The organism is Flagellimonas okinawensis (genome assembly GCF_029194005.1).
GTDB lineage: Bacteria > Bacteroidota > Bacteroidia > Flavobacteriales > Flavobacteriaceae > Flagellimonas > Flagellimonas okinawensis.
On the sequence record NZ_JARFVA010000003.1, the window covers coordinates 319,624 to 334,529 of the forward strand.

Annotated in this window: 12 protein-coding genes; 3 read left to right on the forward strand and 9 right to left on the reverse strand. The window is 39.6% G+C overall.

Annotated features, from left to right (window positions below):
• Positions 1–150 precede the first annotated feature (150 nt).
• Both PY091_RS11045 and PY091_RS11050 read right to left on the reverse strand, forming a co-directional pair.
• Complete coding sequence (locus PY091_RS11045) at positions 151–1,941, reverse strand: ribonucleoside-diphosphate reductase subunit alpha (protein WP_275649713.1); 1,791 nt, start codon at positions 1,939–1,941, stop codon at positions 151–153.
• Positions 1,942–1,944: 3 nt separating this feature from the next.
• Positions 1,945–3,219, reverse strand: a complete 1,275-nt coding sequence (locus PY091_RS11050; protein WP_275649714.1) for a ribonucleotide-diphosphate reductase subunit beta — start codon at positions 3,217–3,219, stop codon at positions 1,945–1,947.
• 451 nt (positions 3,220–3,670) lie between these two features.
• Here PY091_RS11050 and PY091_RS11055 point away from each other — a divergent pair, with 451 nt between their 5' ends.
• Together PY091_RS11055 and PY091_RS11060 are read left to right on the forward strand one after the other, a co-directional pair.
• On the forward strand, positions 3,671–4,162 hold the full coding sequence (locus PY091_RS11055; protein ID WP_275649715.1) for a PAS domain-containing protein: 492 nt from the start codon (positions 3,671–3,673) through the stop codon (positions 4,160–4,162).
• A 196-nt stretch (positions 4,163–4,358) separates the two neighbouring features.
• Positions 4,359–5,420 (forward strand): site-specific integrase, encoded by a 1,062-nt coding sequence (locus PY091_RS11060; RefSeq protein ID WP_275649716.1) that lies wholly within the window; start codon positions 4,359–4,361, stop codon positions 5,418–5,420.
• A gap of 107 nt (positions 5,421–5,527) precedes the next feature.
• On the opposite strand, the gene PY091_RS11065 is transcribed toward PY091_RS11060, so the two are convergent.
• The 7 genes from PY091_RS11065 to PY091_RS11095 all read right to left on the reverse strand — a co-directional run bounded on the left by PY091_RS11065 (position 5,528) and on the right by PY091_RS11095 (position 12,871).
• Positions 5,528–8,311, reverse strand: a complete 2,784-nt coding sequence (locus PY091_RS11065) for an outer membrane beta-barrel protein (RefSeq protein WP_275649717.1) — start codon at positions 8,309–8,311, stop codon at positions 5,528–5,530.
• 273 nt (positions 8,312–8,584) lie between these two features.
• Positions 8,585–9,040: a DUF6730 family protein gene (locus PY091_RS11070; RefSeq protein WP_275649718.1), complete on the reverse strand. Its 456-nt coding sequence runs from the start codon at positions 9,038–9,040 to the stop codon at positions 8,585–8,587.
• Between the two features lie 10 nt (positions 9,041–9,050).
• Entirely contained in the window at positions 9,051–9,911 is an 861-nt protein-coding gene (locus PY091_RS11075; RefSeq protein WP_275649719.1) for a relaxase/mobilization nuclease domain-containing protein, read from the reverse strand.
• Between the two features lie 5 nt (positions 9,912–9,916).
• Positions 9,917–10,213 carry a mobilization protein MbpA gene (gene mbpA / locus PY091_RS11080; RefSeq protein WP_275649720.1) on the reverse strand — a complete coding sequence of 99 codons (297 nt, stop codon included), beginning with the start codon at positions 10,211–10,213 and terminating at the stop codon, positions 9,917–9,919.
• A 45-nt stretch (positions 10,214–10,258) separates the two neighbouring features.
• Positions 10,259–11,170, reverse strand: coding sequence for a toprim domain-containing protein (locus tag PY091_RS11085; RefSeq protein WP_275649721.1), 912 nt, complete (start codon positions 11,168–11,170; stop codon positions 10,259–10,261).
• Positions 11,171–11,378: 208 nt separating this feature from the next.
• A complete protein-coding gene (locus PY091_RS11090; RefSeq protein ID WP_275649722.1) occupies positions 11,379–12,587 on the reverse strand; it encodes a virulence-associated E family protein in 1,209 nt (402 codons plus the stop codon).
• Positions 12,587–12,871 (reverse strand): helix-turn-helix domain-containing protein, encoded by a 285-nt coding sequence (locus PY091_RS11095; protein ID WP_275649723.1) that lies wholly within the window; start codon positions 12,869–12,871, stop codon positions 12,587–12,589. Before PY091_RS11095 ends, PY091_RS11090 begins: the two co-directional genes overlap by 1 nt.
• Before the next feature lie 708 nt (positions 12,872–13,579).
• Here PY091_RS11095 and PY091_RS11100 point away from each other — a divergent pair.
• Positions 13,580–14,794 carry a site-specific integrase gene (locus PY091_RS11100; RefSeq protein WP_275649724.1) on the forward strand — a complete coding sequence of 405 codons (1,215 nt, stop codon included), beginning with the start codon at positions 13,580–13,582 and terminating at the stop codon, positions 14,792–14,794.
• Positions 14,795–14,906 lie beyond the last annotated feature (112 nt).

Genomic DNA, 14,906 nt, shown 5'->3' on the forward strand with positions numbered 1-14,906 from the left:
ATGGAGAAGTTATGTTGTATGGCAAGATGGTTTTGTTGTGAAATGACAGATAACTGAAGAAAGAAACATCCCACTATCATCATATATAAAAACAAAAAGAGGCCCCGATTACCGGAACCTCTTTTAATTTAGAATTGGTTATTTACTTTCCTATGCCTCGCAGCTTACACAATCCTTCTTTTGTTTGAATTTTTGTGCCGCGTTCATGCTGTGCTGATAATACAAGGATTTAAGACCTAGTTTCCAAGCGGTAACATGGATTTTGTTGATATCCTTTGTCGGCATCTCCGGATGTACAATGATGTTCACCGATTGCCCTTGATCGATATGATTTTGCCTATTGGCCGCTTGATAGATAATGTCCATTTGATCGATCTCGGAATAGGTTTTAAAAACAGCCTTTTCTTCTTCCGTTAAAAAGTCAAGGTGCTGTACAGACCCATCCATATCACGTATACTCTTCCAAACTTCGTTGGTATTTTGGCCTTTCTCCTCCAACAAATCCATTAAAAATGGGTTTTTGATGGTTGTCTTGATCTTGGCAATGTCCTTTACATAACAATTGGACCAGATCGGCTCTATTCCCTGGGAAACCTGACCTAGGATAAACGCAGATGAAGTTGTCGGTGCTATTGCATTCAATGTAGCATTTCGCCTTCCATATCCTTTCAACACTTCCGGTTCACCAAAACGTTCCGCCAATTGCTCGGATGCCTTGTAAGAACGTTCCTTGATTTCCCTAAAAATCTCGCTGTTCAAATTATAGGCCTCTTGACTGTTGAATGCATACCTTTTTGATTGCAACAAAGAGTGCCATCCTAGGGCCCCTAGACCCAAGGAACGGTTTTGTTTTGCAAAGTTGTAAGCCCTTTCCATAAATAGGAAAGTTTGTCTGTCATCCCTATCCGATGAATCCCTGTAAGCTTCCAATTTTTCAATAAACTCAGTGATTACCGCGTCCAAGAAGTGAACCATGGTCTCAACGGCATCGGTCTTCTTCCATTTATCGTAATGCATCAGGTTGATACTGGAAAGTACACATACAAAAGACCAGTCGTCGTTTGATGGCAACATGATCTCAGTACATAGGTTACTGGCATAAATACGATGATCTTTGTCCTTGTAAACATCAGCTGCACCATCGTTGGCATTGTCGGAGAAGAACACATATGGATATCCCATTTCTCCTCTACGTTGCAACACTTTGGCCCAAACCGTTCTCTTATCCGTATCGCCTTCGATCATCTCCTGCATCCACTGGTTGGTCACCGTTACACCGTGGGTCAATTGCTGGATGGGGTTACCTTCGGTTCCTATTTCCAAAAATTCCATGATGTCTTTGTGGTCAATCGGTAAATATGGAGAAAAACGTCCGCGACGAACCGAACCTTGGCTAACGACATCCACCATGGATTCGAACAACTGCATAATATGGACCGCTCCCGAAGCCTGTCCGTTATTCTTTACAGGCGCACCTCTGTGTCGGATTTTACCAAAATACCCTGATGTTCCACCACCAAGCTTGGACATCATCCCAACCTCTGACTGGGTATAAAGGATGTTCCCCATATCGTCATCAATATGAGAACCAAAGCAACTGATGGGCAACCCTCGTTTTTTTCCAAAGTTTGACCATACTGGTGAAGCCAAAGAAAAGAAACCTTCGGACATATAACCATAGAATTTGTCCGAATACCCCGGAATCTGCAAAATCTCCTCTGCCCTATCGCCAATCTCACGGATACGCTCCTCTGGGGTCACCCCTTCGGTAAGATATCCTGAAGCCAAAAATTTTCGGCTATACTCGTTCAACCATTCAAATCCCTTGGTTTCCTCACTCTTTAGTTTGGACAAGGTATCCTTTCTTGCATTAACAAGTTCTTGTGTCTTATTATCTTGTTTTTGGTCAGTGGTCGGGGTTATTTGTGTTCTCTTCTCCATAATTTAAAAAAGGTCGTCGCTTGTTATACTTTGTGTTCTTTTGCTATAGTTGATGGATCTTTTTACAAAAAAGTCTCCGTGTTTTGTTCCTATGATCTCGTCATCGAACCATTCGGTCTGTTCCAATAGTTTTTGATCGACATCGAATATTTTGGAAATGCCAATGCTCTCCAATGAATTATTGAATCTGTTTTTGATGAATTCGTTAACCAAGTTCTTTGGCAAGAAATCAAGTTCACCTTCTTCAAAGATCCAATCCACTATTTTGCTTTCTGCCTCAAATGCCTTTTCGCAGATATCTTGAATCATTTCCTTATAGGCATCATCGAACCATTCCGGATGTTCTTTTTTTATGATATTGATAATATCGATACCAAAATCACCGTGGATCTGCTCCTCTTTCGACGTCGCCTCAACGACATTCGAAATTCCCTTCAGTACGTTCTTGTGCTTGTTGAAGGCCATGATGATCAAAAACTGTGAGAATAGGGATACGTGCTCTATGAAAAGGGAGAACAAGAGTACCGATTCGGCATAATCTTTATTGTTCTCGCTTTTGGCGTTTTTAAGTGCAGTCTCCAAATACTGCACCCTTTTCATGATTACCGGCTTTTTCTTTAGGTTCTCAAACTCTTTGTTCAATCCCAATATCTCCAACAAATGGGAATAGGCATCGTGGTGGCGCACTTCACTTTCTGCGAATGTTGCCCCAACGGAACCAATTTCAGGTTTTGGCATTCTGTGGTAAATATCTCCCCAGAAAGATTTTACCGCAACCTCGATTTGTGAAATGGCCAGCATCGTGTTTTTGATGGCACTACGTTCCACATCCGATAAACCAGATTTAAAATCCTGGATATCGCTCGTGAAATTGAACTCGGTATGAATCCAGTAGGAATGCCTTATCGCTGGCACGTATTCATATAATTGTGGATACTCGTAAGGCTTCAAATTGATACGCTTTTCGAAAATATCCGACTCACGCATCTGGGCCCGTTTGTTCCTATAAATAATGTATGCTTTTGCCGCATCGTGGAACTCACTATCCATTAGTTCGTTTTCCACAACATCTTGCACTTCCTCAACGGTCGGCAAATAATGTTCGTCTTGGCTCTTTCTCTCCAACAACACTTTGTTAACGTTGTCGGCAATGGTCTGCGCATCACTGATTTGGCCGTGCTCCACAGCTGTCATGGCCTTTAAGATTGCATTAGTAATCTTGTGTAAATCAAATTCTTGCGTACTAAAATCCCTCTTAGTTATCTGAGTAATCTGCATGAAGAAATCGGTTTGGAGTTGTAAAAAATAGCTTGACTGTAAAATTCACATTTTCTTGTTTTCAATTTTAAGTTACCCCGATCAGGTTCTTAACACTTTTATCAACATTCGTGTTTCGGGACAACAAAAAATCATGGGAACAAACGTAGAACAAGGGCTCGGAAAAAAAGCTGACTTTAATCTTTCATCGAAAATACTTTTTCACAGTTTCTTAACAGATCTGTTAATAATATGAGTGAGGGCAGAAAACACCTAGCCCAAACACTATTCCGATGAAATTTTACCAAAACATCAAGTTCAACTCAACAGTCCAACTTATACACAGGTCTAACCATAATCAAAACTCAAAACATTTGAAACCTTTCCTTGAATTAATGAAGAGACCCAACCCTGCAAGAAAATCACCAATTCTTGTAAAATTTTTATTTTAGCCAAGAGCAAATCAAGCATTATGATCGATACTCCCAACACTACCATTACTCCTATATTGAGTTTTGACTTTTATATTGAAAACTACCATAAGCTTACCTTATCCTTAAAAAAGGAGGTCGACCTCAAAGCACTCAACTCGGTGCTCCGAATTGAACTTGATGGTAAAACCAAACAAATAATCGAAGAGGAACCCTATGAGGCTATGGTAGTCACCTCACCTGACCGACAAATTGTTTGGGTCAACCAGGGTTTTGCCGAAATGACGGGATACGACAAAAAGTTTGCATTGGGCAAAAACCCAAAATTTCTTCAAGGCGAAAAAACGGAAAAAGAAACCATCCACAACATAAGCAAGCATCTCAATCAACAACAGGTCTATAGTGGGTCAATAATAAATTATCGAAAAAATGGGGAACGGTATCGCTGCGACATCAAAATTTTGCCCTTGTACAATTCAAAACAAGAACTAACACATTTCATTGCCCTTGAAAGGGAAGCACCAGCCGCATAAAATTAAAAAAGCCTGAAAATCAATTGATTTTCAGGCTTTTGTTTTTGTACCTTGGGTGTGAATTCTTTATTAATAATATTTGATGTAAAATGATATTAATTAACTGTTTACCAGTTATTTAAATCATTTTTATATTTGTAAGTTTTCTCTTCGTTTCGTATTTTTAGACGGAAACCGTCACTTTTACGTCACTTTTATGTCCGTACATATTCGAAGCAGAAAATTAAAATCGGGAGAGAAAAGTCTCTATTTGGATATTCACTATAATGGTGAAAGATGGAGAGAATTTTTAAAGATAAAAATCTCCCCTCAAGATCCATCTAAAATAGAAAAAAGAAAGATTGCCGAGAGGATTCGTGCCAACAGGGAATTGGAACTGCTTTCCAATGGAACTGGACATGTCCCAGAGCATTTAAAGAAAATGAATTTCTTCCTTTTTGCGGAGAATTACATCAAGGAGTATAAAAACAAGGATGTACGAATCGTCGCCAGTTCAGTTGAAAAATTCAAAAAGGCCGTCGGAAATCCAAGATTGACCATCTCAGGAATAAGTCCAAGAACAATGACCTTGTTCAAAGACTATTTAGTCTATGATGCCGGTCTTTCAGGTGAAACCGCACACAACTACTTCACCCGATTCAAAAAGGTTCTAAAGGCTGCAAAGGTTCAAGGTTATCTAAACGAAATGCCAACAACTGACATCCGGTTTTCAAATCCCAACAAGGACGACACCTTAAAAAAACAAGTCTTGGACAGAGATGAATTGCAAGTACTTGCAAACACCAAATGCGGAAATGCTGCAGTTAAAAAAGCCTTTCTATTTGCGTGTTTCACTTCCCTTGGCCTTGCAGAGATCCGATTGCTCAAGTGGAAAAACATTAATAAAGGGCGTTTAATAACCCATAGGAACAAAACAGGGGAGCTGATAAACAATAGACTTAGCCAAACCGCCATTAAAATACTTGGCCAACCAGATAACAAAGATGATTTCATCTTTGACCTACAATCACTTAGTGATAATGGTGCCAACAAAGCCATTCGACATTGGGTGGAAAGGGCGAAGATTGATAAACATATCACCTTTTATTGCGCCAGGCATACATTTGCCTGTCAGCTTTTGATCAATGGAGCCAACTTAAAAACTGTGGCAGATGCAATGGGACATAGCTCAACCAGAAGTACCTTGAAATATCTTAATCATGTACAAAAATTGCAAGATGAGGCCATTGACAAACTCCCTTATTTACAAATTGATTAATCATTTTAACTAATAATAATTTATCTGTGATTGAAACACCTCTTTCCAGTTTTAATTGATTAATGAGGCTTTTCGATGTTCTCCAGTCCATTCTTAATTCAGTCTCTCTAAAGTCTGAAAATTGTCCTTTTCTGTTCTTTCTTAGCTCCATTTTTAGCGAACGAATCAAATTTTATGGTCAAGCTACCCATAAAATATTGTTTTAGGACAGTCCCCTGATAATCCTGTATAAAGTCCTGTCCTGTGGTCCTTCTCGTATTAATATTTTGATTAAGAAGGTCGAAAGCCAAGAATTTGAGTGTGGCAAGCTTTTTCATAAACTGGAAACCAATACTCATATTCCAATAGATCGCATCCTTATCAAACCCTTGACCCACATTTCCATTATATATATAGGCAACATCATTTCCCCATATCACATTTCTTGGCCAATAGAGTGTGGTCTTCAAGGATAAATCCTGTCTTATAAAATCTACATCTGACAAATTTTCAAGATTATAGGAAGTTCGATATATATTATAGGTGTATTCCGGTTCTATCTCTATGAGTTCCTTAAAATTAAAAGTAAATCCAACCCTTGGTCTTATATTGATTTGATTAGCCTCCAAACGACTCCCATTGGTAAAACCAATGGCTTTATTGATATACAAATAGGGTCTAAGATTGTATTTAAGTGTAAAGGTGCTGTCCTTTTTTATTTCTCTTGAATAGGTAATACCGGTATAACTACCATAATTCCCGCTGACATTGGTATAGGTGGTAGTCCGAACCAAATCCTCACTGGTCTCGGTACTCGTTACCACCTGATTATCTTGCATATCAAATCCTGAGTACAACAAAAATCCTGTTCTATCCCTCCAATTGTAATTATTGAAACTAAAGTATATGTGATGGTTGGTCTGTGGCAACAATCTGGGATTTCCCGTTACAATATTCAAGGGGTTGTTCACATTGGCAATAGGTTGTAATTGTTGGATAGTTGGAAAACTCAAGTTGGATCGATAGGACAATGACAGTCTTTTGTTATTCCCTAAAGAATAGTTCAAAAATGATTCAAACAATAATTTATCAGAATCTCTATCATAAGTAGACTCTTGGAAATCATCTCGATTGTCCATGTTGAGCCTATTGAATACCGCAGTTATATTGAAACTTATTTTTTTTGCATTGTACCTTAGCCCCAATGATGGTAGATGTTGCTTGGTCGAAAATTTAAAATCGGAACTCAGTGAACTATCAAAATCTGAATAATCTTCCAATGTTGGGTTCTTTTCAAATACTGTTCGAGTGTTTGTTTGAAGCCAATTTTCGAATCCATATCCAAACTCCATAATTAAATTTTTGGACAATGGTTGTCGATATCTCACATTAATGTTATATCGATCATTTGCACTGTTGATCAATGATTGTTGATCCAGTAACTCAACACTGGGGTTCGATCCAAAAATCTCCCTTTGGGAATAAAGCTTTGATGTTACATCGTTAATATCATTTTGGTTTTCAAATACTAAACTTACATATCTTCCCAATGAATCCAATTTCTTCAAAATCCGTATCTCATTTGAAAACTTTCTTTGATAAGCTTCGTTTGTTTCCCGAGAAATATTCTGATTGATAACCTGGTCATCATCATCATAACTTGAAGATAAATTATAATCTGTTGACCTTGCTCTATTGAAGTTCAAACTTGGTTTAGCTGTGATTCTTAATGACTTGTCAATATCAAATTCAAGATTAGCAGTTCCTTGGTTCGTACTGGTATTCCCTTCAAAATTGGATTCGGTTTCCGTAAAAAAATGGTTGTCCGGCAATAGATTCTCACGAAATGTTCTTTCTTCATTTTGGGAACCACTGTAGGTATAAAAATAGTTACCGTCCATTTTATAAACATTCTTTTCTTGATTGGCATAACTACCTCCCAATGTCGATGAAGTCGTTATTCCCTGACCAAACCCAAAAGATAGGTTGCCTATAGAAAAACCTCCGTTATTATTAAAACTCAGACCACCACTTCTAGCACTTCCAACCATTTCATAGATTTCATCAAATGAAAACCCGGGATTATTTACATTATTACTACTTCCAATAAGACTTATTCTTTCAGTATCGTTAAAGTAATTCATTAATCCATTTGCTTGATACCTATCATCAGTTCCATAACCCCCAGAAAGCCTTCCCATATATCCGCGGTTTTTGTCTTCCTTCAAAGTCAGGTTAATAGTCTTGGTATTTCCATCTCCTGCATCTCCGGTAAATTCCTGTTCCTTTGTTTTGGTATCCGTTATCTGGATAGTATTGATGATTTCTTTTGGCAGACTCTTTGTGGCCACTTTTGGATCACTGCTAAAGAATACTTGTCCATTGACCAAAACCTTATCTACTTCCTTCCCATTGACCGTAATTCTGCCATCGCTGTCGATTTCTACTCCGGGGAGTTTTTTCAAAACCTCTTCGACCGTTGCATCTGGCCTTGTTTTAAAGGATGCGGCATTAAATTCCAAAGTATCTTTTTTGATTGTTATAGGCGCTCTTCTTCCAATTATACTGACACCTTCCAATTGTTCCGCTTGTTCGACCATGTACACTAAGTCCATATTGGTATTAGACAATGGCTCTATTATTTTTTCAATTGTTTTATAGCCATTGAAAGAAAAGACTATTCGTATCTTCCTATGAACGGCCCTGCCTTTAATACTATATCTGCCATCAACATCCGTTATTGCATATTGAATTAAAGTACTATCGGATAATGTTTCGGTATGGACTGTTGCAGCTTCTAAAGGTGTTTTGGAAATACTGTCAATTACCCTACCTCTAATATGAAACTCTTGGGCATTGATTATGGGTGGACAAAAAACAAAAGCGAAGAAGCAAATAAAGTAAGATTTCATTCAATCTATATTAAACTAAACATTTAGTTCAACTAAACTATTAGTTTTATTTTAAAATCATCCCATTTAACTGCTTTTTTTTAATAAAGTTTAAACCAAATACTTCAAAAAGCATCTAAAATAAATATTTATAAATGGCACGTTTGCACAAAAAAATAAGTAGTAACTAACATTCGTCCCAAATTTTACCCCAACTTTAGCGCATGGATCCTGGCCTATTTTTGCAGTGTTCGGAAAGATAAGCGTCAAGCAAAAATAGGAAAGGGCGCTGCCCTACTTTTTGCTGTTATCCTCCAGCCATTTTTGGTAGTGTTCATTTGCTTGTGGGCTTGCTTCAAGGAATGCCCCAAAATGTTCCATGGCACTTTCCCGACCTTTGATAAAGGCCGCCTCCTCCATCTTGGATGTTCCTGATACCCGATAGATTGAAAAACCGAGCATCAAGAGGATACAGACCAGCAGGCCCCAGGCCAGTTTAACGGCCCAATTCGGCAATAAAAGGGACTGTTCCACCTTGCCAAGTATGGCCTGCGCCTGTTTGTGCTGTTCATCCATGGTCCTTACCTGTCGGTTACCATACTCTTTTAGAAGCGTGTTGATTTCCGTGGTATCGGGCCTTAGTTGAAGCTTTTTTATCTGTTCGTGCACCCGCTCTAGATGCGTAACACTTTTCTTAAAGTCATGGATTTCCTCGGTCAAGAGTTCCGCTATTTCATCCAGTTTTGCCATGGTAAATTCTTTAGATTCCTATTCCCGTGTCCCTGACCACTTTGATGGCCAGTTTGATGGATTTCTTTGTGATGGTCTTGGTCAAACTTATGGGGACATTCACCGTCCTGCCCAAAAGTTGCATGTTCTTCTCCTTTGCGATACGCTGTACCATATCCTTTTCAAAATTCATTTGGGTGGCTATCCTGCCCATGGACATGGAACGGTGCACCTCACTGCCCTTGAGATTGGTTCCCTTGTACTCAAAACGGAAGCCCTGCAATTGGTTCTGCCTGTTGATGCTCGGTACGACTTTAACCTTATGCTCCTCCATCGACTTGATATATTGGTCAAAATCCCTTGGACGATCCTGGACCATCACCTTCTCATGAATCCGCTGTATCTGCGATCTGAGTTCCTGCATCCGGTACAGTTTTTCCTGCTGCGCCTCCCTTACCGTTGTCAGTTCCAATTGTCTGGCCACCCGTTCGGCCATCTGTTGGCTTCGCTTTCCGATAAAACTGTCATTGTAGGCCTTTCCCTCGAAGCTTATGCGGTTGGCATACAGATGGACGTGCAAATGTTCCTTGTCCCGGTGGACAAAGGCAACGGCCTGGTGTTCCCGAAGCTTCATTTCCTTTAGGAAGCGCTCGGTCATTTCCTTGAGCTGTTGCGCTTCCAGTTTCTTGCCATCCTCAATGGTGGGGCTGAGCACAAAACTCAGTGTATTCTTTTTGCACAGCTCGTTCTGCTCTTGGATCACACGAAACTCCTCGGTGATTTCTTGTGGGGTCTCCCCTGCCAGAAATTGGCTGTGGATGATCTCGGATTCTTTCTCCTCATTCATCCCGTAGCTCATCGAGGCTGCGGTGTGCGATATGGATTTTCCCATGCCGATCATTTCTTGAAATTTAAAAGGTGTTGTCGTATTTCTTTGGCCAATTGGGCAGTTTCCTCTGCCAACTTGGGGTTCCGCTTCCGGAACATGTTGGTGATCAATTTGAAGTTCCGTTGGTATTTGACCAAAAGCTTATAGGCCTCTATTTGTTCGTCAGTCATCCGTTCAACGATACGGTCTTCGAAGGCGGCACGCCGACAGTACTCACTGAGGGAAAGACCGCTCTTCCGGGCCTTGACCTTCAGCAGTTTTTTCTCGTAGACCGAGCACCGGAACTGGACGAACTCCTTCTTCATTTTTACATCATCTTTTGCGACCTTCGGGAGCAAAAGCAAGATTTGTCATGACAATGACACATCTTGAATTCGTTGCCGAACTTCATCTGCAGTGCTTTTTACTATCCATTCGTTCATATCCTTGAATCCCTCATAGAAAAAGGACATATCCTTACTGTTCGGACAACTTTCCAATAAAAGTTCCGTCATTCCCATCCCCGTTCCGTCCCTGTCCAGAAATAACATAACATCTTCATATTCCATGATCTCTGCAGCCATTCGTTTTACAAAGGCGGTGGTGTTCAATATCAAAAGGTCATGGGTTGTTCCAAGTTTTGGAACGTGTTCGATTAGGGAGAGCATATCGAACATCCCTTCTACAACGACCAATCTATTGGAACCGTTCTTGATCAATAAAACATCCTTTGGGGATGTGGATCCCTTCCAATATTTGTTTCGCAGTTCCCATCCCCCGGACCTGTTGGGGAGTCCAATGGCAAAATAGTTCCGCTCTCCGATTTGGTAATGGATCTCCCTGCAGTGTTTTATTGCGGTCTTGGTCGAAATCTTTCTGGACCGTAGATAGGTCTGCAGGGCCCAGTGCTTGATTTCCTTTTCCTGGATGATTTCAATAGGGTTGGCCCTATGTTCTGTTTTCGTTGAATTGGGCCGCCGGTGAAAAGAAAAATGGCCAATGTTCTCTGATAATCGTTCCAATGCCTCCTTTACGGAACAGTTCTCCATTTTCACCACCAGGTCTATTGTACTGCCCCCTTCAAAGGTCCCGAAGTCTATCCAATAGTTTTTCTTCAATGATACCTTGAAAGAGGCTTGGGTCTCGGTCCGGAACGGGCTGAGGAACCAAGCTTCTTTTTCCGTTTTCCGGACTGGAAAGTGCCCCGACTTGGCCAGCGTGGTAACGAGGTCAATGTTGCGGGCTTTTTCGCAGTCAATGATATTTATATTTTTTTCTCTCATTGTCACAAGTTTTGTCATTCCTCCTACCTTCTTACCTAGCCCAATGATGACACAGGTTTACAAGCTAGGTCAGATGTTTTTTCAACTTACCTATCTTACCCTTTAGGTAGGTTTGGTAACCTTTAGGTAAGATGGAATTTATATATCCTACCTAAGGTTTTGCCCCATGACCATTGGCATTATAATGCTTCAGGTAACTAGGTAGGCATTATTCTTCTTTCTTTGCAAATTCCATTTCCCAAGGGCTTCCCCCATAGAGCGGTCGGGCCAAATAACCGTATACCTGTCGCTTAGGATGCTTTACTTTTTGAAACCCAAACCCGGCCAGTGCCCGCCCGATATTGATATGGTTCAATCTTAGGTTGAGACATGCAATCTCAACCATAATATCCGATGCCGTCCTGAAATCCTCCATCTCATTCGATTTTTCGTAGTACTTGGCGACCACTTCCTGTTCCGATGTCAATTTGGTATACTTCCTGTTCCTTTCTTCGTTCTCCTGAATATCCTCAATGGAAAGTTCGGAATCAAAGTTGGGGTCCGAATAGGCCAAATGATAGGCCTGTGACCATACACTGTCGATATCGACCTCTTTTGAATACGAAAAATCGATTTTTTCTGTGAGCTCAAAACAAAGCCAACGCACTGAACCCGTCTCATCGTTCAGAAACGATGACATATTGGTGGAGCCCACAAAGGAGCATATCCGGGACAGGGTGGTGTTTTTCCTATCGTATGGCAAGCGCTCGTTTATAAAGGTCTTGGAAAAAAATGACTTTAGGGCATTCACATCCTTTTTGGACAGCACGGCCAGTTCGTCCAGATTGTACAAAAAATTCCGGCACAGTTGTATCCGTGCATCTTTGTCATTGCTGATATCCTCGGCCATATATTCAGCAAGTTCGGGCGGGCACAGAAATCTGCACCATGTGGACTTGCCCGAGTTTTGACCCTGATGGGAGAGCACAAAAGCCTGCTTATTGAAATAGTTTGGTTCCAGGGCACACCTTATGGCACGGACCATCCACTTCTTGAAGTGATAATTGAAAGCCTTTTTCTCATACGTTGGCACATAGGAGGCAAGCTTTAGGATATGGTCACCTCCGTCCCATTTTGGAAGGTTGTTGAAGTACTCTTTGATGGGATTGTACTTGGGAATCCACTCAGATCGTATCAGAATCTCCAATTTACCAGTAGGAATATCCACCCCCGCTTTAGCGAGCTCTATGATAAGGGAGTTCAGGTTCAGATAGTGCCATTCCCTGGAACCCTTGAATGCGATTTGGAAGTCATGTGAAATCTCATTGTACATGATATCATACTTGGCCTCCAGATATTCCATGGTGTAGTCATATACCGTTTTCTTCTTTGAATCCTTGACAAAGTACAGATTGCCATCATTTTTGGGCGAAACCATTACTTTCGATTTTTGAATGAGTGCTCCAAAGCCCTCCCATTGATCTCTTCTTTGGTCAATCTACTGTTTTGGAGGAGCCAGTCATTCAGCTTTTTCCTTTCAAAGAATATCATTTTCCCATTGGGCTTGGAATGCGGGATATTTCCTGAAGCCGTCAGCTTATATAAATAGCTTCTGGAAATTCCGGTATAGTCACAAGTCTCTTCAAAAGTGAGCACCTCTTTATTGGCTATCATAAGCCGCTCTAAACGGTCTAGCCGTTCAAGTATCAAAATATTGTCCATAAGTTTCCTTTTTTAGTTACAAAATGAACAAAAGCGCCTTTGTTTTCTTATAAAGAATTCTTGGTATAAAGGTAAATACAAGGGAAATGAGTGAATGAAAAATGCAAAATTAGTTGTTCACAATAATTTGATAAACAAGAACTTAATACATATAATGTCAATTTGTTACAATTCTAATTCCACAAATTATAGTTGATGACAAAAGACATTATTTGTTGCCAATAGATTTTTTGAAAAAAATCAAGATTTTAAGTTATCAACATTGAAAGAAAGGATACATAGGGATTGAAATTCCAAACCAAGTCGAATTTCAATAATAAGTCAATTAAAGGCCGATGTAGCCTTTATTCAGCCTTAAAACGAAGTATTTTGGAGATATTCGATGTGGATTGGAGTGCGTTTAAATTGGCTATTTTTTGCTTTAAAACCGTCACTTTTACGTCACTCCTAGAAAGACAAAACCCTGATAATCATATGATTATCAGGGTTTTTAAGTACCTTGGGTGGGAATCGAACCCACACGTCCGAAGACACTGGATTTTGAAGCCAACCAGTTTTAGGTCATTTTACCTCTTATTAACTCATTTTCAATTGCTTATCAGTTCTTTTTATTTTATTTGATTTCAAATAAAACCAATTAAACCCAAGAAATGTTGTACCTATGTTGTACCAACTTTGTATTATCTTTACTACAAGATTATCAAGTAGATGGCCAGTAATACAAAAATAGTACTCCGAAAAAAACCAAATAAATTTGGTGAATACCCTCTGGCCATCAGAATATCAAAAAATCGAAGAACAAGCTACATTTATTTGGGTCATTATGTCGATGCAAAATACTGGGATGCCAAAAAAAGACAAGTCAAAAGATCTCATCCTAATTCCGCTCACCTAAATAACTTTCTGGAAATAAAGCTTGCTGAAACGGGCAAGGTTATTTTAAGGCTGCAAGCGGAAAACAAAGATATTTCTGCCAGTCAAATCAAGGAAGAGATTGAATCTGTCTTAAATAAGAAAGACTTTTTTCAAGTTGCCCAAGAGCATTTGGATGAATTGGAAAACAACAACAGATTAAGTCAACATTCTTCAGACAAAGCACGCATCAATCATCTAAAGAAATATAGCAGGTCTGCGACCCTTCCATTTAAAGAAATAAGTGAACGCTTTTTAAAAGGGTTTATCACTTATCTAAAATCGGAGCGTAAAGTTTCCGAAAGATCGGTAGTCAACAATCTTGTGGTAATTAGAACCATTTACAATAGGGGAATTAAAATGGGGCTTGTTGACAGAAAGCTATATCCTTTTGGACATGACAAAATTGCCATTAAATTTCCTGAAACGGAAAAAGTGGGCCTAAATGCCAGTGAAATAAAAAAAATTGAAAATTTAGCTTCCTTGTCCGAAGATCAAAAACATGCCAGAGATGTCTGGTTATTTAGTTTTTATCTTGCAGGAATAAGGGCTTCGGATGTCCTACAATTGAAGTGGAGCGATATTTATGATGGTCGCTTGCACTATACAATGAAGAAAAACTCCAAAATAGTTTCGTTGTTAATCCCGGATAAGGCTAAGAAAATTATTGACTCCCATCAAAGAACAAATGGAGGAAACAATGATTTTATCTTTCCATACCTCAAATATGTAAATTCTAAGGACGAAAAGGTACTTTGGAAAAAAACCAAGCTAGCTATTAGAAAAATCAATTATGAAATGAGTACCATTGCGGACAAAGCGGAGATAAACAAAAAAATAACAATGCACATTGCAAGGCACAGTTTTGGAAATATTGCTGGAGACAATATCCCTGTGCAGTTACTGCAACAACTTTACCGCCATTCTTCGATTACCACTACAATGATGTACCAATCCAATTTCATGAACAAAAAAACCGATGACGCACTTCAAAGTGTGGTAAACTTCTAAATTGACTTTACTTGCCCCGATCTTACCAGAACTTTTGCACTTGGTTCCTGTTCCAATTTTATAGCGTTCGGGCAGATAAGCGTTAAAAAAATTGGAATAGGGTGCAACTAAC

Excerpts from the sequence above, each read along its gene's own strand:
- PY091_RS11055 (WP_275649715.1), top strand. The coding sequence starts at position 3,671 with ATGATCGATACTCCCAACACTACCATTACTCCTATATTGAGTTTTGAC.
- PY091_RS11065 (WP_275649717.1), bottom strand. The coding sequence starts at position 8,311 with ATGAAATCTTACTTTATTTGCTTCTTCGCTTTTGTTTTTTGTCCACCC.
- mbpA (WP_275649720.1), bottom strand. The coding sequence starts at position 10,213 with ATGAAGAAGGAGTTCGTCCAGTTCCGGTGCTCGGTCTACGAGAAAAAA.
- PY091_RS11095 (WP_275649723.1), bottom strand. The coding sequence starts at position 12,871 with ATGGACAATATTTTGATACTTGAACGGCTAGACCGTTTAGAGCGGCTT.
- PY091_RS11060 (WP_275649716.1), top strand. The coding sequence starts at position 4,359 with ATGTCCGTACATATTCGAAGCAGAAAATTAAAATCGGGAGAGAAAAGT.
- PY091_RS11045 (WP_275649713.1), bottom strand. The coding sequence starts at position 1,941 with ATGGAGAAGAGAACACAAATAACCCCGACCACTGACCAAAAACAAGAT.
- PY091_RS11075 (WP_275649719.1), bottom strand. The coding sequence starts at position 9,911 with ATGGGAAAATCCATATCGCACACCGCAGCCTCGATGAGCTACGGGATG.
- PY091_RS11090 (WP_275649722.1), bottom strand. The coding sequence starts at position 12,587 with ATGGTTTCGCCCAAAAATGATGGCAATCTGTACTTTGTCAAGGATTCA.
- PY091_RS11085 (WP_275649721.1), bottom strand. The coding sequence starts at position 11,170 with ATGAGAGAAAAAAATATAAATATCATTGACTGCGAAAAAGCCCGCAAC.
- PY091_RS11070 (WP_275649718.1), bottom strand. The coding sequence starts at position 9,040 with ATGGCAAAACTGGATGAAATAGCGGAACTCTTGACCGAGGAAATCCAT.
- PY091_RS11050 (WP_275649714.1), bottom strand. The coding sequence starts at position 3,219 with ATGCAGATTACTCAGATAACTAAGAGGGATTTTAGTACGCAAGAATTT.
- PY091_RS11100 (WP_275649724.1), top strand. The coding sequence starts at position 13,580 with ATGGCCAGTAATACAAAAATAGTACTCCGAAAAAAACCAAATAAATTT.